The sequence below is a fragment of the Actinomadura montaniterrae genome (assembly GCF_008923365.1).
GTDB lineage: Bacteria > Actinomycetota > Actinomycetes > Streptosporangiales > Streptosporangiaceae > Spirillospora > Spirillospora montaniterrae.
This window is the reverse complement of record NZ_WBMR01000017.1, coordinates 1-25,596: the sequence shown is the minus strand read 5'-3', so window position 1 is coordinate 25,596 and position 25,596 is coordinate 1. Positions and strand designations below refer to the sequence as shown.

Sequence of the window (25,596 nt, the reverse complement as noted above, 5' to 3'; positions counted from 1 at the left end):
ATCGGACCGTTGTACCTCAGCGCTCGGCCGGAGCGGTCTGATCCGTCACGAGCCGGTCGTCCTTCTTGCGCCGCCCTGGGCCGGCGTCGCCGCGGGTTCCCCTCGCCTCGCGGACGAGCCGTGGTGCCGCCTGGTCTCGCCACCACACTTCACCTCCGCCATGTCCTCTTAGTGTCCGTGCGCCCGCGGATCGGCAACCTGGTTTTCGCTCGGCCCGCATTGTTCGCCGGATCTGCACACTATTAAGACACCAGGAGGACACCGGGGAATCAACGGGACGCCTACCTCTGATCAATGTTCTGTCAACGAACTGACTTCGCCGTCCTCGCCCTGCTGAGCCCACACGGTCGGGTACCGGCCTCCTACCAGGGAATTCGGGCGCGAAGGATCTGCCTGTCCGGGCCCGGCGGGGCGTTCGACCCCCTTGGATTCCGTCATCGGCCTGTCAACGCCCTCTTTTAAGCGCTGACCGTTATTGGAGATCGTCGCCTCGAAACCTGCGGGGGGAAAGCCAGGGAGAGAGAGATGAGGATCGCGCAGCCGACCGGTGACGGGCGTTCCACCGCCCAGCTCCACGACCGGAACGACGAACTGTTCGCCCGTCGGAGAGAGCTCTTGGACCGGATCACCGTTCTACGGGCCAAGGCCCAATCCGGTGAGATCGACGACGTATCGGAGCTCGCGCTGCGGCGGGACGAGCGGCAGCTGGACGATCTCACCTTCGAGATCGTCGCCGCCAACTACGGCCTCGTCCGCCGTTACGTCGCCATGTTCACCTCCAGGTCCAGTCAGCACAGTGAGGATTTCCAGAGCGCCGGAAAAGTCGGTTTGCTCTGGGCCATCTCGTCCTACGATCCCGCCCGGGGCTCGTTCGCCAGCTGGGCCTTCAAACCGATCCAGCGCGAGGTACTGCGGGCCGTCCGTGACGCGGACCATCCCAATCTGAACCTCAGCGACTTCGAGAAGCGCCCGACCATCATCGCCGCCCAGCGCAGGTTCCTGGAGGACTTCGGGGCGGACGCAGTGCCCGATCACGCCGAGATCGCCAAACGGGCAGGCGTTACGCAGGCCCAGGTCCGCCGCGTTCTGGAGGCGCCACGTCTGGAAAGCCTTCAGGCACCGATCGGAGGCCAGGGCGAGGACATGATCCCGTGGGAAGACCGCCTGCCCGATCCGTCGTCGAGCATCGAGGACCAGGTGCAGCTCCGGTCCCACCTGCGCGCCCTCGTCAATCACGGGCTGCCGAACCTCGATGCGCGGGAGCTCTACGTGCTGACGCGCCGATTCGGTCTCGACGGCGAGGAGGAGCAGCCGCTGCGCGTCATCGGCGAGCGGCTCGGGCTGTCCCGCGAAGGGGTCCGGCAGATCCAGCAGAAGGCGCTGGCCAAGCTCAGCGAGCCCATCGCGGACGCGGTCTGAGCGGCCTGTGAGCGACACGGCATCCGGTTGTGCCGACCGCCGGGAAGAAGACAGCCCGGTGAGAGCCCCGACCATTCTCGCGTACGGCCCCGATCGCAGCCAGGTGGCAGAGCTGAGACTGCCGGCCGGTTGCGGGCCGGCACCCCTCGTGCTCCTTCTCCATGGCTCTTACTGGCAGGTCGAGCACGACCGCCGGTACCTCGGCATGGTGGCGGAGGATCTGGTGGCCCGCGGCTACGCCGTGGCCGACATTCGGTACCGCCGGATCGGTGAAGGCGGCGGTTGGCCGACCACGTTGAACGACGTCGCCGCGGCCACCGACGCCCTCCCCGGACTCGTCGAGCAGGCCGCTCCGGGACGGGTCGATCTCGATCGGATCGTCTACATGGGGCACTTGGCCGGCGGTGACCTGGCCCTCTGGGCAAGCCGTCGGCACCGGCTCGGCAGCAGTGTGCCCGGTGCGACGTCAACGCGTCCCGTGGTGACGGGAGTGGTCGCTTTGGCCCCGACCTGCCATTTGGCCACGGTCTACGGGGTGGGGGACGGTACCGTCGCGGAACCGCACGATCGCGGGGCCGGAGAGTTCCTCGACCGGTACGCCGCGGCCGACCTCGCTACCTTGGGGCAGGTTGAGATCCCGACGGTCATCGTGCACGGGGACCGTGACGAAGTGCTACCGGTGGCCATGTCCCGCCGGTACGCCGCGGCTTCGGCCGCGGAGCTGATCGTTGCTCCTGCCACCGGCCTTTTCGACCTCGTGGATCCGCGGGCCGGTGTCTGGCCGACGATCGTGGACGCGCTCGGCCGAGCGGGGACCCGCCGGGGCGCTGGCGGGCTCTCTCGGTTGGCCGTCTTCCTCGGCGCCCGGGACGGCTCGGATCCCGCTCATGCGGAGACGGCGTACGCGGTCGGGCGAGGCCTTGCCGACCGCGGTATCGAGCTCGTTTACGGCGGTGGAGGCTCGGGCTTGATGGGGCGGGTGTCCCAGGGCGTGATCGACGGCGGCGGCCGCGTCTACGGCGTCATTCCGCGCTTCATGGTGCAACGGGAGTGGGGGCGCATCGGCCTTGAGCTGGGTGTGGAGACGACCGTTGTGAACACGATGCACGAGCGCAAGGCGCTGATGGCCGAGCGCGCACAAGCCTTTCTCGCGCTGCCCGGTGGGCTGGGCACGCTCGAGGAGCTGTTCGAGGTATGGACCTGGCAGACGCTGGCACTGCACGGCAAGCCGGTCGGCCTGCTCAACACCGGTGGCTTCTGGGACCCGCTCGTCGCACTTCTCCGCGGCTTCGCGGACGTCGGCTTCGTGGAGCACGACACGATCGACCAGATGGTCGTGGGTGACCAGCTCGACGACGTGCTCGAACGGCTGGCCTCCGTCGCCGCGGTCTTGCGGACGCGCTGAAGATCGGTCACTGGCGGCGCGGACGCCCGCACATCTTCGGTGCCGCCCATCCCGCGGGTGGCGGCCGCGGGGCGACTCCGGACGGTAGTGGTCCATCCACGGTTTCCGAACTTCTTGAGGTGAGTTCCCGTCATGCCGCGCAGACGACACCACATGAGGGGGATTGTCATGCTCGCCTGCGTGCCGGCCGTCGCGTTCGGACTCGCCGGTTGCCGATCGCACGACGACCAGCCGCAGGGCGACCAGCCGCGAGCCTCCAACTCGACTGGAGCCGCACCCGTCGGTTCGACCGCGTACCCCGTTCCGCCCGGGGCGGTCTTCGTGGCTCCGGGCGGCGACGACCAGGCTGCCGCCACCAGGCAGGCGCCGCTGCGCACACTCGGTGCGGCCGTGGCGAAGGCGCCCGTCGGAGGGACGATCGTCCTGCGCGGCGGCACTTACCACGAGAGCGTCAAGGTACCTGAGGGAAGGCACGTCACCATCCAGTCGGCGCCGCACGAGGTCGTGTGGCTTGACGGCAGTTCGCCTGTCACCGGATGGCGTTCCGAGAACGGCGCCTGGGTCCGAGACGGCTGGACCACCCGGCTCGACGCGAGCCCGACCTACACCAAGGGCGCTGAGCCGAGCGATGACCCGGCCTTCCAATTCGTGTCACCCGACCACCCGATGGCCGCGCACCCGGACCAGCTCTGGGTCGACGGTGCGCCGCAGACCCAGGTCGGCTCACGCGCCGAGGTCAGGAAGGGCAAGTTCTACGTGGACGAAGCCACCCAGCGTCTCTACATGGGCAGCGTTCCACGGGGACACGATGTCCGCGCGAGCACGCTCGGCAAGGCTCTCACCCTGCGAGCGGACAATTCGACGCTCCGCGGCATCGGCGTCCGCCGGTACGCCACCTCGCTCCCCGAGTTGGGCAGCGTGAGGATCACCGGCCAGGGCGACACGCTGGAGAACGTGACCGTGACCGACTCGGCGACGACGGGCCTCAGCGTGACCGGCCCGAACGCTCGCATCCGCCGCGTCACCACTTCCGGCAACGGGATGCTCGGAGTACACGGCAACTACGCCGACGATCTGCGGATGGAGTCGGTGCGCACCGAGCACAACAACCTGGAGCACTTCCAGTATGCGCCGGTCTCGGGCGGCATGAAGATCACTCGGTCCCGGCGGGTCGCGCTGATCGACAGCGTCGTCGCCGACAATCTCGGCAAGGGCGTCTGGCTGGACGAGTCGGTCTACGACATCACGATCACCGGTGATCAGATCCTGCGCAACGCCGACCACGGCATCTCCCTGGAACTGAGCGCGAAGGCCGTCGTCGCCCGCAATGTCTTCACGGGCAACGCCGGTGACGGCCTCAGCATCACCAACACCTCGGACGTGCGGATCGAGAAGAACACGATGTCCGGGAACGGGCGCACCATTGAGCTCGTGCAGGACTCGCGAACCCCGGGCGACCCGCGCGTTCCCGGTCGGGATCCACGGAACGCCGTTCCGGATCCTGCGATGACCTGGCGAATCCAGAAGATCACCATCCGCGGCAACAGGCTTTCCCGTCCCCGGCCGGCCACCCCCTGCCTCCTGTGCGTCCGGGGCGTGGTCCGCAGAAAGCCCGGAGGCACGATGGGAGTCTCGACCGACGGGAACGTCTACGTCCGCTCCGATCCCAGCACGCCGCGGTCGCTCATCTCATGGTCGGGCCCGGGCGGGCCGGCGACGGAGTTCCAGAAACTCGACCAGTTCCGCTCGCTCACCGGCCAGGAAGCACACGGCAAGGTCGAAGACGGCTGAACCCATCGACAGGGTTGCGCCCCCGGAAGATGACAGGACGGTCAGCCATGCGCGCTCGGGACTCGCAGGGGGAGCGCTATGGAACCACGGCGGGAAAGAGGGGCGGAGAAGACGATCGACTCCACCGGTACGGCGCCGTGTTCGCAAAACTCGTATCCGGGAATCGGTCGGGCCAAACGGCGGTAGCAGTACCCGCGCGGCATTGATCGCCAGTGCGCGTTCAGCCGCCGCGATCAGGTTCGTCATCAGCCCGGCACTCACGGGATCATCACTTGATGGGTTGCCGTGACGCCCTGTGTCCGGACGGTCATATCTGCTGGCCCGTACGCACGGAGACTAGTACGGGAAACCGCACGAATGAGGGGCCAGAACGAGGGTCGATCCTGCCCTGGAGATCGGGCTGGCTGTAGGGGATCGATCCGTTCTCCTCTGAAAGGAGCATGTCTTGAAACTTCGTATTGGACGTATCGCCGCGGGTACGATGGCGCTCGCTGCCGCTGCCATCATGGCCACCGCCGGCAACGCCTCCGCCAGCGAACCGCCCGACGGTATCGTCTGGGACCACACGTATTCCTACTCGACTGTCCCCGGCGTGAAGGTTTACGTCGAGGAACACGGTGACATCGTCTCCGTGTGTGACACGTCCGCGAACGGGCACTCGGCTACAGTCAGGGTAGAGGACAGAGTCGGCTATACGTATCTACTCGTCGCCGATAACGGCAAAGGTAGCTGCGATTCGGCCCAAGCCAGCGATGGTGGGCAGTACAACCTGTTCGAGGGAGACACAATTGGGCTCCATATGACGGGCGACGGCGACTACTCCAGCGCATATCCCACCTTCGTCAACGACCACTGATCTGCAACCTCGCCTGGTTGCGCCGCGGGACGCGAATACGTTGGGGCGGGAAGGAACGCTTCCTGCCCGCCCCAACCAGGGTCATCTGGTGATGGCGAGTGGCCGGGACGTTGGCCCTGAAGCACTTCAGCAGGGACCAGGCGCTTTCGGTCGGTGGACTGTGGTCCGGACGGTGGTCTCTCGATGACCCCGTGTCACATCGCGATTCCCACCCGCAGCCCGTGACCGCCTCCGCAACCGTCCCCCAGGAAAGCCATGACGAACCGCTTCTCACGATCGTCCCATGCGGACCGCGTGGTGCTGGCCTCGGTCATCGTGGCCACTGCGGTGAGTGCGCTCGTCGCCGCGGTGCTGCTCGTCGTGACCGATGGACCTGGCGATCGGGTCTCCGCCGTGGGACGCGGTGAGTCCACCGGCGCAGCGAAAGAGAAGCCGCTGAGGTTGACGCCGTGGTCGCTGCCGTATGCGGGCGGGCATTGGACGATCGCGTCCGACTCGTTGCGCGGGACGCTCTTCACCGGCACGACGGTGGTCCGCGCGCTGGCCGACGAGCTGGTTGCCATGGACGTGGCCACCGGGCGCCGGCTATGGGAATCGCGCCTGCCGGCCACGCTGTGCCAGGCATCGACGATCGCTGATGGTGGTGTCGGGGTCATCGCGTACGGAAGTGAAGAGGACTGCGGCACCGTCGCAGGGGTCGACCTCCGCACGGGCAGGCTCATGTGGACGCGCCCCTTGACCATCGACGAGTCGGCGATCAACGGTGCTGAGCCCCAACTGGCACGCAGCGGCGACACCGTCGTGGCGGCGATGAAGCACCACCCGACGACCGCGTTCCGTGTGAGTGACGGCGCGCAACTGTGGACGGAAAAGGCGGCTCTCTACGGGGGAGGGGCCTGCTACACCGACTCGTACACCGGTGGTCTCAGGCTCGTGCGACTCGCCTCATGCGTCGCCAACGGTTTCCACGGTCACGTGGTGGAGCAGGTGGATCCGGGGACGGGCCGGGCGCAATGGACCTTCAGGCTCCGTCGGCCAGGGCTGCTCAAGGGCGTTCTGAGCACCGATCCGATCATGGTCGACGATGAGGACCGCTCCGACAAGGCGCATCTGGTGGTCCTCAGCGACCAGGGCACCGTGCGCAGCACCCTCGCCGATGGCCTCGAGCACTCAGGACATCAGCGGGCGGACGGGAATCCGTCCGGCAACGTCCTGATCAGCGGAGACACCGTGGCGGTGGCGTTGGAGCCGAAGGACGCCGCCACAACCGAGCAGAACACGATCGTGGCGTGGTCCATCACTTCAGGGAAACGGCTGTGGGGGATCCGCGGAAGCACCGACACGATGCGCCTGCACCCGGTTCCCTCGACCGGCGGTGGCCTGCTCGCCTATGCCGTCGGCCGGGTCAACGAGCGTCCGCAATTAGTCCGCATCGATCCGGCGAGCGGACAGCAGTCCGTCGTCCGCCAGTACGATCCGGCGGACGCGTGGGCAGGCGCCGAACCGGTGCCGGCGCTTTACCGAGGCGCGCTCTTCCTCACCTGCGGCATCCTCGGCGCCGGCGGCCCAACCCCCACAGACCACGCGCTGGTGGCCCTCCCCGGCCTGTGATCGGGTGAAGCAGGCACCCTCAGATCCGAAGCGGTGGGTTGCCGGGGGAGCCGGTGGCCGGACTGTTGCTGACACGGGCCTGCCTGACCCGCGTGGCGAGGCGTCATGGCAGGCCGGTGGGCTTGCATGAGGGCGGGATGGGGATCGGCTGCGCGCGCTCGGTGAGGTCCATGTGGACGAAGGGGTGCCTGTGAAGGGGCGAAGGACAAGCGCGGGGACGACCCGTACACGGCCGGCCGGGTGGACGGCGGCCGTGCTTGTCGTCCTCGCGCTACTGGCGACGCTGCTCGGCACCGGCCGGATCGGTCATGCGATCGCCGCCTCCGATGGCAGTGCCTGGCTGTGGAGCCGGGTGACGGGCGAGGCGGGACGGGTCAACCCAGACAGCGGCCGGGTCGAACAGCGCCGCGCGGTGCCCGACGCCCGCGGCCACCGGGTGCAGGTCACTGAGAATGATCAGCATCTGATCATCCACGATCTGGACACCGGCCGGGTGTCCTCGCTCGATCTGACCGGCCCCGGATTCTCCGGGCGCCTGGACATCGGCACGCGCGGCGATCCGCACCTGGCGATGGGGGCGACCGCCGCGGTCGTGATCGAGCGTGCCTCTGGCATGGTGCGGGTGCTCGATCCGGCCACGCTGCGTCCGGTGGGCTCCGTCCTGCGGCTGCCTGGTCCGCTCGCCGGCGGTGAGTTCGACGGTTCAGGCCGGCTGTGGGTCGCACTGCCCCATCAGGGCACGGTCGCGTCGTTGGAGGTCACGGCCAAGGGCGCTTCCATCGCCCGTGCCGTCGAGGTCGCCGACCCCGGCAGCGATCTTGCGCTGAGCGTGCTGGACCAGGGCGCCCTCGTCGTCGACCGCAGCGGCCGCGACGTGGTGCTCGTCACCGGCGAGCACATCCGCCGGGTCACCGCGCCGGTCCCGCTCGCCGGAGCGCTGGTGCCCGAACGCATCTTCGGAGCACTCGCCGCGGTCACCGTGCCCGCCGCCGGCTCGGTGGTCACGCTCGACGCCGCGCGCACGCCCGGGCACGTCCGGTCGTTTCCGCTGCGTGATCCCGTCCAGGATCCCGTCGTGCCGTTCGCGGGCAAGGTCTACGTGCCGGCGCGGGAGACCGGGCAGGTCCGGGTCCTCGACCCGGCGGGACGCGAGACCGGTGTGCTGTCCCTGCCCGAAGGACGCGGTGACCTGGAACTCCGGGTCCGCGAGGGCAATCTGTTCGTCAACGCGCCGGGCACCGAGCACGCCCTGGTGGTCGGGACCGATGGCCGGCCTCGGACCGTGGGCAAATACGGGACGGGGCAGGGCGCGGGCCGTCCGGCCGCGCCCGGCGACGGGAACGGTCCGCCACCGGTGCCGGCACCGCCCGCGTCGCCGATCTTCCCGCAGCCGCCGGACGCGCTCTCCCCGGGGCGCCGGCCGTCCCATGGGATCCCGCTCCCCACCCCGGAAAGGCCGGAGCGGCCCACGCCCCGTCGGCCCGTGACGAAGACGCCCGCGCGCCGGTCGAGCGGCACGAGCCCCAGCGTCCCGAAACCGGGGGCGTCGACACCGAGTAAGTCCAAGCCGAGGCCCAAGCCCACCCAGCTGCACAATCCGTACACGCCTCAGCAAGTCTGCAACGCCGCCTCGGGCGGCGGTTACAAGGTGCAGCGGTCGACGGCGTTCTCTGGTGGACGGGTCTACCTGCTCTACAGCGCCGGCACGAAGAAGAACTGTGCGGTCACCATGAAGACCACCAAGATCGGCACGGGCACCAGTGTGAAGGTCCGCCTTGAGGAGAAGAGCGGCGGCGAGGTCGGGCAGGACAGCGGCACGTTCAAGTACTACGCGGGGCCGGTGTACGTGACGGCGCCCGGTGTCTGCGTCCGCTACTCGGGTGGCGCATCCGGTGTGAGCGTCTCGGCCGGGTGGGGCAACTGCGGGTAGGAAGGAACCGAATGAGCAGTACGACAGCCGAGTCGCCCTTGGTCACGGGCGAAGAGGTGGAGTCGGCCGCCCAGGTGTTCGAGCGTATGGCGGCGGCTATCGGGACGGCGGCCCGATGCGCCCCGGCGACCGTGCGGCTGGTCCTCACCGCGTTCGCCGCCGGCGGTCACGTCCTGCTGGAGGACTTGCCCGGCATGGGCAAGACCACGCTCGCCCGCGCGCTCGCGGCGGTCACCGGCGGGACGGCGAGCCGGGTCCAGTGCACGCCCGACCTCCTGCCCTCCGACATCACCGGGGTGACGATCTTCAACGAGCGGAGCCGGGAGTTCGAGTTCCATCCCGGCCCGGTGTTCGCCAACGTCGTCATCGTGGATGAGATCAACAGGGCACTGCCGAGGACGCAGTCCGCCTTGCTGGAGGTGATGCAGGAGAAGCAGGTCACCGTCGATGGAAAGGCCCATCCTGTGCCTCACCCGTTCCTGGTGGTGGCGACGCAGAACCCGGTCGAGCTGGAGGGCACGTTCCCTTTGCCGGAGGCCCAGCTCGACAGGTTCCTGATGCGCCTTTCCCTCGGATACCCGGGGGAGGACGCGGAGCTGTCGCTGATGCGGGGCTTGGCCCCCGCTTCTCCCGAGGATCTCGCGGCCGTTCTGGACGGTGCGGGGATGGCGCGGCTGGTCGGGGTCGCCGAGCGGGTGACGTTCGCCGAACCGGTGTACGACTACGTGCTGCGGCTCGCGCAGCGGACGCGGCGGCACCCCCGGCTGAGGGCAGGGGTGTCGATGCGCGCCACCATCGCGCTGTGCAGAGCGGCGCGGATGCATGTGCTGGCCGATGCCCGGGCCCATGTCACCCCCGACGACGTCAAGGCGCTGGCCGGGCCGCTGTGGGGGCATCGGCTGGTACCGCTGTCCGGCGCCGCCACCGCGGGGGAGACGGCGGAACTGCTCGACGACGTCCTGGCCGACGTCCCGGTCCCGCCGCCTTTCGGAAACCGGCGTTGACGCCGTGGCGGTCCGCCTGCCCCGCCCTACCGCCCGTGGCTGGGGGCTCCTCTCCGCCGGTTCCGTCCTGGGCGGCGGCGGTCTCGCATTGGGCTACCTCGCGCCGGGCCTGCTCGGTGTGCTCTCGCTCCTCACCCTCACGCTGGCCTTGATCCTCGCGCGCAGGCCTGCACCCATCCGGGTCCACCGCCGCGCCACGGCCTCCCGTGTCGCCGCCGGTGCCGCCGTCACCGTCGTGCTGGAGATCATGCCGGGCCGCGATCATGTGAGCACTGTCGCCGAACACTTCACCGGCCCGGGCGGATCAGCCCTTCTCCAACTGGGGGCCGTCCGCTCCACGATCCGGTACGAGGTGGTCGCCCGCGGGCGCGGTGTGATCGAGGCCGGTCCGCTCAGCCTGGTACGGACCGACCCCCTGGGACTGGTGCGCGCCGTCCGCGTGGCCGACGACATGCCGATCCACGTGCTGGTGCACCCTACGCACCATGAACTCGCCGCCGTATCCGGGACCGGTGGTGGCGGCGGCAGGGATACCTCTTCGGCGAGGGCGCGTGCCGTGGAGGGGGCCTTCGCCGGGCTGCGCGAGTACACGCTCGGCGACGACATCGGCAAGGTCCATTGGCGGACCTCGGCGCGGAGGGGACGGCTGATGGTGCGCGAGGACGCGGACGCGGCCCGCCCGGGCCTGACCGTGCTGATCGACGATCGTCACGGGCCGCGGGAACTCGACGCGCTCGTCGAGGCCGCGGCCTCGATCGTGATGTCGGGCCGGGACCTCCCGGTCGAAGTGCGGCTGGCCAGTGGAGCGCGTTCGCCTGCGGTCGCGGGCACCACCGCCCATCTGGACATGCTCGCCCAGGCCGGCGCCCGCCCGGACGCCGACTTCCCGGCAGCGTGCGCGGGGCTGCGCTCCCTCGCGTCCGGACGTGCGGTCGTGTTGCTTTCCACGAAGGCGGCGGTGGACGCGGCTTCGGTGATGAAGGTCCTCGCCGGAGGGCGGGCGCTTTCACTGGTAGGCATGATCGGTCCTGGTGATGACGGCGACGTGCCCGCCCCTGCCACGGGAGTGCGGCTCCTGCACGCCGCCGATCCCGCCGGCTTCGCCACGCGGTGGAACGAAAGCCGCTGGTGGGTCCGGTGATCCGTATTGGTGCCGCCTGGCCGGTCGCCGTGGTCGCCTCGGCCGCCGCTCCGGCTCCGCTGCTCGCGGCGGGCTACGACCGGCACGCGCGGGTGATCGTCTTGCTGGCCGTCACCGCGACCGTCGCCGTCGCGGTGACGGCCGCGGCGCGCCGGCTGCTCCGCGGCTTCGGCCCCGCCGCCGTACCAGCGGGGCTGCCCGTGGCCGCCATTTGGCTTGTCGCGCTGGCCATCCGGGCTCCTGGACCGATCAAAGATCCGGTGTCAGCGGCGGTCGACGCCGCGGTGAACTCCGGAGCCCGCATCCTGACCGCCGAGCCGCAGGCTCCGCCGACGGTCGACCTGCTGGCGTTCCCCGTGCTGGCGGTCTGGCTGGCGGCAGCGATCGCAACGGCGCTCTACCGCGACGGACACGTCGTGCCGGCGCTGCTGCCCGGAGCGCTGCTCCTGTGCGGAGCCGCCGTCCTCGACCCGCGGGCGGCCCGGCCGGGCTACTGGTCTGCCGCCGTGCTGGCCGGCGCCGCCATCGTGCTCTTGTCCTCCGCTTCGCGGACCCGCCAGGACATCGCGTGCGCCGGAGTCACGATTCGGCTGAAGGGGCCAGAGCCGGCACCTGCCCGCCGCTCACGCTTCCGTAGCGTCGCGGCGGCCTCGGCGGTGACGTGCGCCGTTACTCTGCCTGGAAGCATCGCCGCGGTCGCCGCGCCCGGCGTGCTCGACGGCTGGCCGATTCGGGCGCACGACGCGCGCAAGACCGCCGACATCGGCGGACCGCGCCACGAACAGCGCAACCCCCTGGCCTATCTGTCGGCATGGTCGAGGGAACCCAACGTGCCCTTGATGACCGTGTCGGGTCCTCGGACGGAGCTGCGGTGGGTGGCCCTCTCCGAGTTCACCGGAACGGAGTGGCTGCCCGACGGCACGTTCAGTCCCGCCGGACCTGCCTTGCCACTTCCCGACGACGTACCGCCCAAGACGGTGCGCACCACGGTGCACGTCAAGGCCGGGCACCTGCCCGGGGAGTGGGTGCCGGTGCCCGGCATTCCCGCGCGGATCGATGCGCTCACGGTGGGCCGTGCCGCAGCCACTGGCACGCTGGCCTCCTGGGACGGCTCGCTTGCGGGGCGCGCGTACACCGCGACCGGGCTCGTCCCCGACTGGACCGGAGGGCAGCCTCGACCGAAGGCCGCCTCTGGGGCCGGGGACGAGCGCTACCTTCGGCTGCCGCCCGGCCTGCTCCCTCGGCTGACCGAGATCGCCCGCACGGCCGCCGGAGAGGGCACCGCGCAACAGCGCGCGTCACGCATCGCCGAGTACCTGCGCGAGTCCTACACGTTCCAGCCGGGTACACCGAGCGGTCACGGATACGCCGAGCTCACGCAGCTGCTCGTGCCGCCGGGCCGGCGGGGAGGCGGCGCGACGTCCGAGCAGTTCGCCAGCGCATTCGCGGTGCTGGCCAGGGTCGTCGGGCTGCCGAGCCGGGTCGTGGTCGGCTTCGGGCCGGGCGCGTCCGGTGGCCATGACCGCGTGGTCCGGACCGGTGACGCCGTGGCCTGGGGCGAGATCCACTTCGAGGGGCTGGGCTGGGTGCCCTACGACCCCAGCCCGCGCGTTCGCTCGGCGACGTCCCCGCAGGCGGGGACCGGAGTGCAGCCCGGAGGCGAGGGGGCGCACCGCGACGACGGCGCACGCGGTTCCGCTGCCGGCGGCGTGCGCGGTGCGAGGTCGGCAAGGTCACATGGGAGCGGGAGGTTCCTCCTCTTTATCCTCCCGGTCACCTTCTTGGTCCTTCTGGCCGGTGTCCCGTTGCTCCGGCTGGCAGCGCTTCGCCGTCTCCGCGGGGGTGCCGTGCCCGACCGTGTCCTGGCGGCATGGGTGGAACTCCTGATCGCCATGCGTCTGGCGGGCCTGCCCGTTCCCGCGTCCGCCACTACCAGTGAGGTCTCGGCGTGTATCGCGCGTGAGTTGCAGGAGACAGATACCGCTGCACTGCGCCGGCTGGGCGAGGTCGTGAACGCCGCGGGCTTCGGGGGTGAAGTGGCACCGGCCGCTGCGGCGTCCACGGTCGCGCAGGTCCGTTCCCTTGTCACCAGGCTGCGGCGTTCCCGGCCGCGCTGGCGCCGCATGTCGTGGTGGTGGGATCCGCGTGCGCCGCTGTGGGCGGCTCAACCCTTCCGTTTGACCCGGTGGGTGCAGACGGGGCCGGCACGAGAGACCCTGTCGACGTCCACTACGGCGACGACGGTCAGGCAGTAGTCCGCGTCCGGGTCCAGGGCATTGACCACGGCCCTCGTGGTTCCCGGGGGCGCGCTGGCCAGGGTGGTCGGAGTGTGTCCGACCAGCCCGCCGACCACGTAATGGGAGGCCCTGCTCCCGCCGCCGTCCTTCCAGGTGACTTCGATCGACACCAGGTGATCGTCGATCCGCACCTGGCGGGGCACGGAGTCGTTGCCGGGCTGGACCGCCGTCGGACTCGACGTGGGCGCCTCCGCCGGTCCGGAGGATGGCACGGCCGAACGCTCCACCGGTGAGGGGCGCTCGGCCGTATCGGTCCCGGCGACCAGCATGGCCGCGCCGATTCCGCCGACGAGCACCATGGACGCCACGGACGCCAGTACGAGCCTGCGTCGCCGGCCCGAGCCCACGGCGCGGAGGGCTGAACCCGAGAATGGGGGAAGGGGCTCCTGCTGCACATCCGGTGCTTCGAGGACGCCGTCATGCCGATGAGTCCCGGACGCCGCCTCCTCGTCCACCCATCCAGGTATGAGTTCCTGGCCGGCGGTCAGTGTGGGAACGTCCGCTGCGTCAAGGGACACCAAGGGCGGTCGTGGCTGGGCTCCGGCGGGTGGCTGAGCAGGCGTCATCACAGGCATCGCCCAGGATTCCGGTGGGGGGTCCGGCACCGGGCTCGGCTGGACCGGGCAGAGCGTTGCCAGCAGGTCCGCCATGCTCATCGGCCCCGTGCCGGCGATGACTCCCGGACCGAAGACATCGCCCCGTTCCGTGAAGAACATGTGGACGAGCACGGTGAATCCGCTTGCCGCGAGCCCGCTGGCCAGAAGAGGAACCTTTGCGTCCGGGAGATCCTCGTCGAAGTCCGGCGCGAACATGAACGCGGCCGGGGAACAGAGCTCGCCGCTCTTGGAAAGAGCTCTGAGGCTTGATGCGGAAGCGACATCGAATACGGCTGCGAACCGCCCGGTGTTTCGAAGTTTCTGGGCGAGATGCGAATGTCCTGCCACCACCAGGTTCGGTTTGACGGTCATCTGCCTCAGTCACCGCACGAAGAGTTGCCGGGGATTTGCCAGGAGCTTCGTGAAGGCCTTGGGCTCGTTCCCCGTATGGGTGTCGTCGGCGTAGAGGTAGGTCATAGGGCGGGCTGCGGAGGTAGAAGCGTGGATCGCGAGCGTAGAGTGACTGCTGTTCGCGATGTCGATACCCGTGAAGCGGATCCCGTCCCGCTCCTGGCCAAGTTGCCAATGTCCTGTCGGAAAACCGCTCGTCAGATCAATGACCAGTATGCGGGCATTGGATCCGGTGGCGCTTCTGGCTAAGACATAGACGTATTGCGGAAGATCGTCGCGCGGTGTCGACGTGTCGGCCCAGAAAACTGTGGTGTGTGCAGGTAGAGGCAGGTCCTCGGCCACTCTGAGCCCGTCGGGCACGCGGGTGCTCCATAGATTCCTGCCGCTTTTGAAATCATTGAGGCATACGGATTGACCGCCTCGAGGCAGGGGACAAAGACCGACCTGGCGGCCATCGGTGGTGAAGCCAAAACTCGAAACCACCGGCGTGTGGATCCGCTTCTCGACCCGGCCCGTGGCGGAGTCGAGCACGAGCACCGGGGCAGGAGCGTCCGAGTGGTCCCTGATGAGGACGGCGAACTTGCCGGAAATGCAGCATCCGGCAGAGCGGATCTCGCCGGACCTGCCGCCGGAGGAGGACAGATGCGCGAGGTCGGTGGTCCACCGCCAGCCATGCCGGATATTGAAGCCGATCACATGGGCGCCGTCTCCGCATACGAATGCGAAGGCGTCATCCTTGTCGTCCAGAAGGGCAGGGGAGTGGGGACTGGGATCACAGCTCAGGTCCGCGGGTAGCCGTTTGCTCCACTGAAGTTCGCCGTTGAGGCTCAGTCCCGCGACTCCCTCGCGCCCGTACACAACCAGTGCGGGGCCGAAGTCAAATGCGTGCTCGATCGCACCGATCCCCGGTACGGTGAACGACCGCAGCAGCCGTCCCGACTCGGCGTTGATGAGGACGAGGGAACGCGGATCGTCGCTCGAGCGGGCCACAACCGTTCGCTCGAGGACCACGGCGATCGGCTCCGCGGGCCTGTCGTAGTGCCAGTACTCCCTTCCGGTCGTGATGCGGACGGCGTGAACACCACCACCGGGGCCGTTCGGACCAGTGCTGATCGCGACGCCTTCAACGATGAAGGCACCTGTGGCCGGAAAGGTGGCGACCGGCCGAGCCGAAGTCACGGGCTCCCAGTACGTCAGGTCGTCGGGGGGCGGTCCGAACGGCCCCCGCATCCCGTCGTCCGGCCGCTGCATCAGCAGACCAGCCGCGCCCGCGCCGACCAACACCAGAACGAACGCACCGATCGCCCACGGCCGCCGCAGCCATCCCAGGGCGGCCCCGAGCCGCCCGCCGCCACCGCTCATATCTCGAGCTCCTCCTCTGCCGGCGGTCGATGCGGTGGGCGATGCCTGGACGCCTTGGGCTTGTGCCGACCAATGACGTCCTGGGGGTTTCCCACGGCCAGTACCGTACGGCCGAACACCGCCACGACAACCGCCGTCCACACAAAACCGTGGTGGAGGTGCTCCCGAGTTTTCGCCGGGCGAGCTGCCGCCATATGAACGCCTTACCGCGGGGTCAGGCGCCAGCTCGGCGAGCGGGTTCGCCTTGAAGCCGGCCCGTGACGTGATCAGTTGGGCGCACCGTCGGTTATCGGCGTGTGTCCTTCTCCTGTGCCCGTTGACGGGTGTCTCGAGGGCTTTCGCCGAAGCGTCGGCGGTAGGCGGCGCTGAAGGCGCTGGGTGAGGGGATGCCCGCGGCGTGTCCGAGGGCGCTGATCGACACGTGCCGGGGACGCGGGTCGCGCAGCCGGTCGCGGACGAGCCGGAGCCGCTCCTCGCGGATCAGTTCGCGTGGGGTGGTCCCGGCCTGTTGCAGGGCGAGCTGGACTTGGCGGAGGGACCAACCGAGGCCGTGGGCCACCGACGGGCCGTTGGCCCTTGGACAGGTCGAACATTTGGCTGACGGGGTACGGACCCGGCACCTCGCGGGCGGGGATCGTCAGGAGGGCAGCGCGAGTCGTGCCCGGGCTGGGCCAGCCGGAAGGGCTCCGTGAACGTCCACAGGGCACCCATGCCGGGCCGCAACGCCACCTCGCCACCGTTCGTGATCAGTCCGATCTCACCGCGGAGCGGGATCAGGAGGCGGTAGGCCTCGTCGGGCTCGCGGCGGACCAGGCCCGGCGTCCGCACGTACCGCGCCTCGCTCGACCAGTACGAGACGAGCTGGTCATCACCGCTGTACTGACGGATCATCTCGCCGTGGAAGCCCGTTGGTTGGACTGCGCGTCCCCAGCATACGAGACCGATCGCTGGCCCGCGTATGTCACGAGATGAACGGCCCGCTCGCCACGATCAATGGGCATGCCCGGCTGCTGGAGGCATCGGCCACCCGCCCCGCCGCCGAACCACTGGAGACGACCCACGACGCGGTGGAGACGATGCGGCACCTTTTCGATGTACCGACGCTGCCGCACCGGACGATCCGGGATCTGCCCTCACTGAGGACGCGGACGGTGGTCGAGAACCCTCGCGAACCGTCGTGCGCGGTGATGCGGGTTCCTGCGGCAGGGCCTGCTGATCGTCCTGATCAACGCGGGCAGGTACGCCCCAGAAGGGGTGGTCTCCGCGACCACGAGAAGGTAAGGCGGCCGGGGCCGTGATCGCGATCACCGACGAGGGCCCGGCATCCACGAGAGCGAACGAGCCTCGGTACTCAGGGCCCTCCTGCAGGTCCAACGGCCGGCTCCAACTATTCCGGCATGAGGCCGAAACCGCGCGCCGCCATACCTAACCCGACTTGCGTCCCCGGCGGCGGTCGAGCCAAGCGAAGAAAGCGTGAGCGACCTTGAAAATAAAGGAAGGGTCTCCCCCGCCGTGCAGTGACTGTGTTCCGGTGAAGGCCGAATGGGGATCCTGACGCCGTTCGTACTCGGCGTTGTTCTGTCCGGGAATGCGCTTCTCGGGTGGCGTCATATGCTGCTCCAAGTATGGATTTTCCTCATGCTGGAGTCGCGGCCGCGGCGTGGCGGCACACTGGCGCGGCTGCGCCTCAAGCCGGTTACCCCTACGGGGTGGCCTATGGTCACTGACTGCATCCCTCGCGTCAGTGCCTGACAATTGATGCTGTGGGCGTCCACGACCCGTTCGCGGGTTCGGCGGGAAGGCGCTGAACCGCGATGCCGCGGTGGCCAGGCGTGGAGAAGCATGGTGCCGGCTTCGGTGCAGGCCGTGTGGTCCGGCACCCGCCGCTGTGCGACGTGCTCGCCAATCACTTCAGAAATAGCCTTCTCGGGGCGGCGCCTATGTGGCTGCTGTCGTCGGTGTAGAGATAGTCCGCGTAGCCCGTTGTGGGAGTGAAAGTGCGGAGGGAAAAGTGGTCCCTGAACGACGGGGCGAAGCCAGTGAAGATGATCTTGTCTTGCTCTCGCCCTGGCTGCCATTGTGTGATAATTTTTCCGGTCACGGCGTCGATACTGAGCAGTTGAGCGGCATACTCGGAGCTGCCGCGGACCATGACAAAGAGCCTCTCCCCGGACCTGGCGATGTCGATTACTTTTCGGTCGCCAAAAAGTGGGGTCTTCCATATGATTTTCTCGGTTACCCGCCGACGATGCCCGCCCACTTTGAATTTGTTAAGGCAGACGGCCTCGCGGTCGGCGCGCAACGGACAGACGCCGATCTCGTCGCCGTCATCGCTGAGCTCGAAGCTTCGGGTCGACGGCGTGGCAATGAGCTCCTCGACTCGGCCGCTTGTCGGATTGAGCCTGAAGAGCGTGACGCGACCGTGCGGACGCTCTCTGAAAGCCACAGTGAAATAAACTTCAGAATACCCGGCCGGATAAATCTCGCCGCGCGGGCCGCCGCCTCCGGGGAACAGGCGTCCCGTATCGGTGACCCAAAGTTCAACGCCATTAAAGCCGATCATGTGCCGGCGGTCGCGGCACACGAACGCGATGGCGTGATCACTCGCTGCCGTGAGCAAGGAGTCGGGTGAGCAGCTTGCGGGAAATTTTTGGCTCCTGGGGAACCCCTCTTCGTCGATGCTCGCAATGCCGTCCCGTCCTTGGAAGAACATCCAGCTGCCCAAGGAGAGAACATGCTTTACCGGGCCGATTCCCTGAACGGTGATCCTCGTGTGGATACGCGCCGTCTCCGGATCGATGAATACGAGTGTTCGCGGGTCTTCCGCTTCGCGAACAACCACATACCCTAGAGAGATCCCGACCGGTTCGGTCGGCCTGTCGTAATGCCAGTATTCCTTGCCGGTCGCGATGCTGACGGCGTGCACCCCTCCACTACCTCCGGCCGGGCCGTTGCCGATGGCGAGGCCTGAAATGAAGACTACGCCGGAAATAGGGACGATCGCTCCGACCCGCGGACGCTCCAATGGAAAGGGAAAGGCCGTAGAATCGGGCATCGACCCGTACGGTCCCCGCATGCCATCGTCCGGCGACGCCGCAATGCGGACGGTGATGACAGTGGCCAGCGCCACAGCGACTCCGCCGATCACCCACCACCGTCGCCGCAACCACCCGAAGATTCGCTGCCGCCCGTAACCGTTCCTCATTATTCAGGAGTCCTTGGAGGCGAGATCAAGATGCCATGCCCGGGCGAGAGCTCTCCTTCGTCACCAGACTGTGGGTCGTAGCCGTCTCCGTTGGCTACGCGTGCCTGTCGACCTGTTCAACCGTCCGCGTGGTGGGCGATCCCGCAAGCAATCCGTTGAGGAAGGTGCGAGACCGCCGAGCCCCGGCAGCGATGTGCGCCTGGTCGGCCCTGCCGTCTGCTCCGTGGACCGTCAGTGGTGCTCCTGGACCGTCCGGCGGTAATGATCCGCGATGTCGTCGCTGGTGGTCAGCCAGGTGTCGGGTTGCGCGGCCAGGTGGGCGAGGGCCTGGTCGAGGTACTTGGCGCGGAACGCCTGCCCGGTCACGAACGGGTGCAGCGCCAGGGCCATGACCCGGCCGCCGTGCTCGGAGTCGGCGCTCAACTGCTCGTGCTGGTCCTTGACGATCTGGACGAATTCCTGGCCGCTGGTGCCCCTGGCGAACAGGCCGAGGTCGTTCAGTTCGACCGTGTAAGGGACGCTGAGCATTCCGGGCACGTTCAGCGGGTAGGGCTGGTCGTCGTTGGTCCAGTCCAGTACGTAGGTGACGCCGAGTTCGGCGAGAAGGGCGGGGGTGTTGAACGTCTCGGTCAGCCCGGGCCCCATCCAGCCGCGCGGCCGCCGTCCGGTTGCGCCGGCGATGGTGTCGACGACCCGGGTGAGCATGGCGCGCTCCTGGTCCTCGTCCATCGCGGCCTGCAGGATCGAATTGGTCTGCCCATGGGCGAGCCAGGCCCAGTCCCGTTCGAGGCCGGCCTTGATGATCTGCGGATTGTGATGGACGACGTCGGAGTTCAGCAGCACGCTGGCGCGGACACCGTGCCGGTCGAGGATCTCGGTGATCCGCCAGACGCCGACCCGGGGTCCGTAGTCGCGCCAGCCATAGTTGAGCGCGTCGGGGACGAGGTCGGCGGTGCCGGGCCAGATGCTCGTGGAGGGGCGGTCGAGCAGGAAGTGCTCGACGTTGAGCCCGACGTAGACGGCGACCCGCTTGCCGTCGGGCCACCGCAGCGGCGGCCGGTCGGTGATCGGGCTGTAGTAGAACAGCGCGTTCTCGAGGTGCATGCATCAACTGTGCGGTGACCGGCGTATTCGGAACAATGCCGAGTTGATCTACGCTCGGTGCGTCGGACTCACCGATCGGATCGGGCAGGCGATGGAGCGGCACGAGATCGAGACCTTCCTGATGCTCGCGGAGGAACTGCACTTCAGGCGGACGGCCGAGCGGCTCGGCCTGGCCCAGGGACGGGTGAGCCAGACCATCAAGAAGCTCGAGCGCCGGCTCGGCGTTGTGCTGTTCGAACGCACGAGCCGCCATGTCGCGCTGACCTCGGTGGGGGAACGGCTCCGCGACGACCTGGCGCCCGCGTACCGGCAGATCCAGGAGGCGGAGGCGCGGGCGAAGGCGACCGGAAAGGGCATCACCGGAATGCTGCGGGTCGGGTTCTCGGCCCCGTGGGTGGCTGATCTGCTCCTTCAGGCCGCCGAGGAGTTCACCAGCCGGTACCCCGACTGCGCGGTGCGAACGCAGGAGGTCCAGCTCACCGACCCGTTCGGGCCGCTGCGAGCCGGTGAGCTCGACCTGCAGCTCACCGAGTTCCCCGTCGCCGAACCGGACCTGGTGACCGGGCCGGTGGTCTTCTCCGAGCCGCGCGGGCTCATGGTTCCGGCCCGGCATCCGTTCGCCCGCCGCGCCACGGTCGATGTCGAAGAACTCGCGCGGGTGCCGATGGTCGCCATGTCGGGGGCCATTCCGCAGTACTGGCTCGACCATCATTACCCGGGCCGGACACCGCAAGGACGGCCCATCGAGCGTGCCGCCACCGCCGTCTACTGGGCCGAAGTGCTCTCCCTGGTGGCCACCGGCCGCGGGGTGTCGAGCGTCGCGCTGCGCGCGGAGAAGTACCACGCGCGTCCCGGCATCGTGTTCGTGCCGTTCAGCGACGCACCGCCGATCGAGTACGGGCTGGTCTGGCCGCGCAACGGCCGGACGGCACGGGTCCGCGCGTTCTGCGACACCGTTATGCGCCAAGCGAGCAAGGGCGAGCGCGCCACCGGCCCGTGATCGACTCCGGCAGGCACCGGCCCAGGGGCGCTGCTGCCCACGGCTGTGGGACCCGGCGGCACTGAAGGACGTCCGTCACCTTAACCGAGAACCTGCAGGAGCGAGGTTGCGGTCCGGATGGCGGGCCGGACGGTCGACCGTGTGGGAGACGTCGCGTTCACTGCCGGATCGTCGCCGCGGGTGGATCTCCCAGGCCGCGGGGCCCTGCCGGATCCACGCGGCTTCTCGCCTGGAACTTGACGGCCTCAGTGGGTGCACCGCCGCAGTCCAGCGGCTCCGGAGCTCCCGGCTCCGGGTTACCCGTATGCGCCGGTGCTCAGGCCGGCCGTGCGACGACCGCCAATCGTCCCAAGCTCGAGAGATGAAAATGATGCCCCGTCCGATCGCCCGTGCCGCCCTGGGCTGTGGTGCCCGGTGAACCGTCCACGCCGCCGGCGCTCGATCCGGTCTTCGCTCTACGGCCTGCTCGTCATTCCGATGATCTCCCTGGTCGCGTTGTGGCTCTTCGCCGCTCAGAGCACGGCGGCCGAGGCCATCGACCAGCGCAACATCGACACGGCCAACAAGATCTATGGCAACGCCGTGCAGCCGATGCTGCTCACCCTGGCCCAGGAGCGGCAGGAGACGGTGGTCTGGCTCAGCGGCGGGCTGCCGCGCGGCCCGCTGGACGCCGTCCGGAAAAGGATGGACAGCACGATCGTCCGGATGAACGGGGCCGCGCACTCCGGTACGTTTCAGGAGACCCTGACCGGGCCGATGAAGAGTCGGCTTTCGGTGCTTATGGACAAGCTGAACCGGATCGATGCCATCCGGAAGCAGGTCGACTCCGGCGCCATGACCAAGCTCTCGGCTTTCGAGGCCTACAACGACGTCCTCGACACGCATTTCAAGTTCGTCTACCTGCTGGTGGCCGGCAACGGTTACCAGCAGGCCTACCACCTGACGGGCATGTCGCGAGCGATGGAACTGCTCGGGCGCGAGGCGGCGCTGGTGGGCGGACTTCTCGCTGACGGAGGTCGCATGACCGCTGCGGAGCGCACCGCGATCAGCCAGCTTGCGTTCGAGCGCCGATACCTGGAGAACTCCAGCCTCTCCGAGTTCACCCCGGCCAATGGTGCCCCTTTCAGGCGGGCTCTGGCCTCGGACGAGGCGAAGCGGTTCGTCGACGTGGAGAACCGGATTCTGGCCGCCGGGCCGGGAACCCGCTTGCGGCTGCCTTCCTCCGGCTGGCAGAACGTCGCAGGGGCCTTCCTGCAGCAGATGGATGTCGCACTCCGCGAAGCACGGGTGGTTCTTGCCGGGGACGCCAAGAGGTCCTCTGACCGGACTCTGCTGCGCCTCGCCGGCGTGGGCGGTGCCGGCCTGGTCGCGGTGCTCCTGACGGCGGTGCTCATGCTGCGCTTCGGCCGCCGCATCGGACGCGATCTGCTCGGCCTGCAGAGTGCCGCGCGGGAACTGGCGGACGACCGGCTGCCGGGTGTGGTCGCCCGGCTCAGCCGCGGCGACGAGGTCGACGTCGCCGCGGAGGCACCGCCTCTCGTGGTCGGCCGGACGGTCGAGGTGGCCAACGTCGCCGCCGCGTTCTCGACGGTGCAGCACACCGCCATCGACGCGGCCGTCGGCCAGGCCGATCTGCGCCGAGCCGTCAACGCGGTGTTCCAGAACCTGGCGCGGCGCAACCAGTCGCTGCTGCACCGGCAGCTGTCGATGCTGGACACACTGGAGCGCAAGGCCTCCGCCCCGGACGCCCTCGCCGACCTGTTCGCGATCGACCATCTGATCACCCGCATGAGAAGGCACGCCGAAGGCCTGATCATCCTTTCCGGAGCCAGCCCCGGCCGGGGCTGGCGCCATCCGGTCGGTCTCCTGGACGTGCTGCGCGGCGCCATCGGCGAGATCGAGGACTACGCCCGCGTCGAGGTGGCGAGCACGGCCGAGGAGGGCATCGTCGGCTCGGCCGTCGCCGGCGTGATCCGCCTGCTCGCCGAACTGATCGAGAACGCCGTCTCCTTCTCGCCCCCGAACACGCCGGTCGAGATCGACGCCGGACGGGTCGGTCAGGGAGTCGTGGTGGAGATCCAGGACCGCGGTCTGGGGATGTCCGAAGACGAACTCGCGGCGGCCAACGTCCGGCTCGGACAGGAGCCGGAATTCGACCTGTCCCAGGGGGAGCAGCTCGGCCTGTTCGTCGTCGGCAAGCTCGCGCACCGCCACGGGATCAGGGTCGTCCTGGAGCCGAACGCCTACGGCGGTGTGAAGACCATCGTCCTCCTGCCTCACTCGATCGTCGTTTCGCCAGACCGGATCGGTCGAGCGGATGCCGACCGGACGGTAGACGCGGAGAACGTCCCCCACTTCGGCCGCCGGCGTCCCGAGGAGCAACGGCCCGGCGTATCCGCCGCAGCGTTCTCGCCCGCCGAGACTCCGCGGCAGGCCGCGGCTGCCGCGGCTGCCGGCACCCACGCAGGGATGCCGCGGAGGGTCCGCCGAGCGAGCCTGGCGCCGCAGCTGAAGGAGAGCGGCTCTCCCGCCCCTGACGCGCCGCGACCGGCGCGGCACAGGACGCGGTCACCGGAGCAGGCCAAGTCCGTCATGGAGGCGATGCAGCGCGGCTGGGAGCGGGGGCGTTCCGAACCGGGCCCGGCCGCCGAACCGGATGACGACACGGGTGAGCGATGACGGAACCGGCGATCGCGATGAACGAGGTGCAAGGACTTCTCGACGGCATGGTGGGCCGCGCGGGTACGGTCGTCGGCGCCGTGCTGGTCTCCGGTGATGGCCTGATGGCGGCGGCCTCGAGCGGCCTCGACCGTGAGGGAGCCGAGCACCTTGCCGCGCTGGCGTCCGGGATGCGGGGCCTCGCACATGGGGCCTCCCAACGGTTCGCCGGCGGGGGGCTCCTGCAGGGGGTCATCGAGATGGACTCGGCCCTGGTCTTCATGGTGCCGGCTGGTGAGCACGCCTGCCTCGCCGCCTTCGGCCCGCCCGACGTGGACGCGGGCGGGGTCGTGTACGAGATGACGGACCTCGCCGAGCGGCTCGCGGACCACCCGCTGGTGGCCCCACGGCCGTCAGGGTTCGGCTCGAGGTGAGCACCGGTGGGCAGTGATCGCTGGCTCGACGACGAGGCCGGGCCCGTGGTTCGTCCGTATACCGTCACGCGCGGCCGCACCCGGCTCCGGGACGACACCCTGAACCTGATCTCCCTTCTGCTGGCGACCGGCGTCCCGGCTTCGCCGCGGGCACGGCTCGACCCGGAGCACCGCAGGCTGCTGGAACTCTGCCGGCGGCCGGTCACCTTGGCCGACCTGTCGTCGGAGGTCGATCTGCCTGTGGGCGTCGTGCGGGTGCTCGTCGACGACCTTCGCGACGTGGACCTGCTGAGAGCGCTGAAGCCGACCCCTACCGGCAATGTCCCTGACGAGCTCGTACTGAGAAGGCTGCTGAATGGACTACGCGCACTCTGACACCGCTGTCGGCGAGCATCGCGCCTCGGGCGGCCGGCCGACCGTCGCAAAGATCCTCATCGCCGGCGGGTTCGGGGTCGGCAAGACCACCATGGTCGGTTCGATCAGCGAGATCCGTCCGCTGCGCACGGAGGAGCTCCTCACCGACCGCAGCCTCGGCGTCGACGACGTCACGGGCGTCGAGGGCAAGACCAGCACCACCGTGGCCATGGACTTCGGCCGGATCACGCTCGAGGAGGATCTCGTCCTCTACCTGTTCGGCACGCCCGGCCAGGAGCGGTTCTGGTTCATGTGGGACGAACTCGCCCGAGGCGCCGTCGGGGCGGTGGTGCTCGCCGACGCTCGGCGTCTCGCGGACTGCTTCGCGGCAGTCGACTACTTCGAGGACCGGGGCACTCCCTTCATGGTCGCGGTGAACTGCTTCGAAGGCACCGAGCGCAAGGACACCCGAGACGTTCGGATCGCCCTCGATCTGGACGACGACGTGCCGTTGGCGCTCTGCGACGTGCGCGAGCGCGCTTCGGCCAAACGCCGACCTGCTGCACCAGCAGCTCGCCCACTTCCAGCCCGATGGTGACCACGGCAGTGTCGCCCCCGGGCAACCGCCGTACGGGCGGATGCTGCCGGGGATCCGCGGGCTGCGTCTGGAAGTGGGCGAGGTCCGGGCCAAGTTCAAATATGACGATCACAAGAGCGTTGAACATCGCACCGCCATCGCCGACCGCCTCACCATCCGTGGCCGAGGACTTGACATCTCCACAGCGGCCCAACAGCGCCGCCGTACCGGCTGCATCGGAACCTGGGAGCCCTGACCGCCGCCCGCATCGACTCGTTGGAGGGCCTGCGGGCCCAAGAGTCGTCGATCCTGACCGCCTCGCTGTGACCCGGCGCCCTCGGGCATGCGGGCGCCCCGGCGGGTGGGTGCCGGGGCGGGTGGGGGTGCGGGTGGGTCATGGGCGGGGCGGTTTGGGGAGGAGCTGGGCGAGGGCGGCGGTGG

At 69.1% G+C, this 25,596-nt stretch carries 21 protein-coding genes; 15 read left to right on the top strand and 6 right to left on the bottom strand.

What is annotated here, in order from left to right; genetic code table 11:
* Nucleotides 1-525 precede the first annotated feature (525 nt).
* The 9 genes from F9B16_RS09000 (at nt 526) to F9B16_RS08960 (ending at nt 13,412) form a co-directional block, all read left to right on the top strand.
* A complete protein-coding gene (locus F9B16_RS09000; protein ID WP_151539539.1) occupies nt 526-1,419 on the top strand; it encodes a sigma-70 family RNA polymerase sigma factor in 894 nt (297 codons plus the stop codon).
* Nucleotides 1,420-1,426: 7 nt separating this feature from the next.
* Nucleotides 1,427-2,824 carry a TIGR00730 family Rossman fold protein gene (locus tag F9B16_RS52550; RefSeq protein WP_225991484.1) on the top strand — a complete coding sequence of 466 codons (1,398 nt, stop codon included), beginning with the start codon at nt 1,427-1,429 and terminating at the stop codon, nt 2,822-2,824.
* A 168-nt stretch (nt 2,825-2,992) separates the two neighbouring features.
* Nucleotides 2,993-4,615, top strand: coding sequence for a right-handed parallel beta-helix repeat-containing protein (locus tag F9B16_RS08990; RefSeq protein ID WP_192808676.1), 1,623 nt, complete (start codon nt 2,993-2,995; stop codon nt 4,613-4,615).
* A gap of 445 nt (nt 4,616-5,060) precedes the next feature.
* Entirely contained in the window at nt 5,061-5,471 is a 411-nt protein-coding gene (locus tag F9B16_RS08985) for a hypothetical protein (protein WP_151539537.1), read from the top strand.
* Between the two features lie 255 nt (nt 5,472-5,726).
* Nucleotides 5,727-7,082, top strand: a complete 1,356-nt coding sequence (locus F9B16_RS08980) for an outer membrane protein assembly factor BamB family protein (RefSeq protein WP_151539536.1) — start codon at nt 5,727-5,729, stop codon at nt 7,080-7,082.
* A gap of 253 nt (nt 7,083-7,335) precedes the next feature.
* Complete coding sequence (locus F9B16_RS08975; RefSeq protein ID WP_151539535.1) at nt 7,336-9,012, top strand: NHL repeat-containing protein; 1,677 nt, start codon at nt 7,336-7,338, stop codon at nt 9,010-9,012.
* Nucleotides 9,013-9,023: 11 nt separating this feature from the next.
* On the top strand, nt 9,024-10,016 hold the full coding sequence (locus F9B16_RS08970) for an AAA family ATPase (protein ID WP_151539534.1): 993 nt from the start codon (nt 9,024-9,026) through the stop codon (nt 10,014-10,016).
* A gap of 4 nt (nt 10,017-10,020) precedes the next feature.
* Nucleotides 10,021-11,157: a DUF58 domain-containing protein gene (locus tag F9B16_RS08965; protein WP_151539533.1), complete on the top strand. Its 1,137-nt coding sequence runs from the start codon at nt 10,021-10,023 to the stop codon at nt 11,155-11,157.
* Entirely contained in the window at nt 11,145-13,412 is a 2,268-nt protein-coding gene (locus F9B16_RS08960) for a DUF3488 and transglutaminase-like domain-containing protein (RefSeq protein ID WP_151539532.1), read from the top strand. The genes F9B16_RS08965 and F9B16_RS08960 overlap by 13 nt, the downstream gene beginning before the upstream one ends.
* Here F9B16_RS08960 and F9B16_RS08955 read toward each other — a convergent pair.
* The 6 genes from F9B16_RS08955 to F9B16_RS08925 form a co-directional block, all read right to left on the bottom strand.
* Nucleotides 13,322-14,422 (bottom strand): hypothetical protein, encoded by a 1,101-nt coding sequence (locus F9B16_RS08955; RefSeq protein ID WP_151539531.1) that lies wholly within the window; start codon nt 14,420-14,422, stop codon nt 13,322-13,324. The genes F9B16_RS08960 and F9B16_RS08955 overlap by 91 nt on opposite strands.
* A 9-nt stretch (nt 14,423-14,431) precedes the next feature.
* Nucleotides 14,432-15,823: an outer membrane protein assembly factor BamB family protein gene (locus F9B16_RS08950; protein ID WP_151539530.1), complete on the bottom strand. Its 1,392-nt coding sequence runs from the start codon at nt 15,821-15,823 to the stop codon at nt 14,432-14,434.
* 286 nt (nt 15,824-16,109) lie between these two features.
* Nucleotides 16,110-16,382 (bottom strand): helix-turn-helix domain-containing protein, encoded by a 273-nt coding sequence (locus F9B16_RS08945; protein ID WP_151539529.1) that lies wholly within the window; start codon nt 16,380-16,382, stop codon nt 16,110-16,112.
* Nucleotides 16,304-16,714: an AraC-like ligand-binding domain-containing protein gene (locus F9B16_RS54080; RefSeq protein ID WP_151539528.1), complete on the bottom strand. Its 411-nt coding sequence runs from the start codon at nt 16,712-16,714 to the stop codon at nt 16,304-16,306. Before F9B16_RS54080 ends, F9B16_RS08945 begins: the two co-directional genes overlap by 79 nt.
* 1,015 nt (nt 16,715-17,729) lie before the next feature.
* Entirely contained in the window at nt 17,730-18,953 is a 1,224-nt protein-coding gene (locus tag F9B16_RS08930; protein WP_151539526.1) for a hypothetical protein, read from the bottom strand.
* A 306-nt stretch (nt 18,954-19,259) separates the two neighbouring features.
* Entirely contained in the window at nt 19,260-20,132 is an 873-nt protein-coding gene (locus F9B16_RS08925) for a polysaccharide deacetylase family protein (protein ID WP_151539525.1), read from the bottom strand.
* A 43-nt stretch (nt 20,133-20,175) separates the two neighbouring features.
* Between F9B16_RS08925 and F9B16_RS08920 the strand changes: the two genes are divergently transcribed.
* The 6 genes from F9B16_RS08920 (at nt 20,176) to F9B16_RS08895 (ending at nt 25,411) form a co-directional block, all read left to right on the top strand.
* Nucleotides 20,176-21,132 carry a LysR family transcriptional regulator gene (locus F9B16_RS08920; protein WP_225991482.1) on the top strand — a complete coding sequence of 319 codons (957 nt, stop codon included), beginning with the start codon at nt 20,176-20,178 and terminating at the stop codon, nt 21,130-21,132.
* Between the two features lie 414 nt (nt 21,133-21,546).
* Nucleotides 21,547-23,811 carry a sensor histidine kinase gene (locus tag F9B16_RS08915; protein WP_151539524.1) on the top strand — a complete coding sequence of 755 codons (2,265 nt, stop codon included), beginning with the start codon at nt 21,547-21,549 and terminating at the stop codon, nt 23,809-23,811.
* Entirely contained in the window at nt 23,808-24,224 is a 417-nt protein-coding gene (locus F9B16_RS08910; protein WP_151539523.1) for a roadblock/LC7 domain-containing protein, read from the top strand. Before F9B16_RS08915 ends, F9B16_RS08910 begins: the two co-directional genes overlap by 4 nt.
* Before the next feature lie 6 nt (nt 24,225-24,230).
* A complete protein-coding gene (locus F9B16_RS08905; RefSeq protein ID WP_151539522.1) occupies nt 24,231-24,599 on the top strand; it encodes a DUF742 domain-containing protein in 369 nt (122 codons plus the stop codon).
* The gene (locus tag F9B16_RS08900; RefSeq protein ID WP_151539521.1) at nt 24,580-25,176 is read left to right on the top strand and encodes a GTP-binding protein; all 597 of its coding nucleotides are present in this window, start codon (nt 24,580-24,582) and stop codon (nt 25,174-25,176) included. Before F9B16_RS08905 ends, F9B16_RS08900 begins: the two co-directional genes overlap by 20 nt.
* Before the next feature lie 40 nt (nt 25,177-25,216).
* Nucleotides 25,217-25,411, top strand: coding sequence for a hypothetical protein (locus F9B16_RS08895; RefSeq protein WP_225991481.1), 195 nt, complete (start codon nt 25,217-25,219; stop codon nt 25,409-25,411).
* The last annotated feature ends 185 nt before the right edge of the window (nt 25,412-25,596 follow it).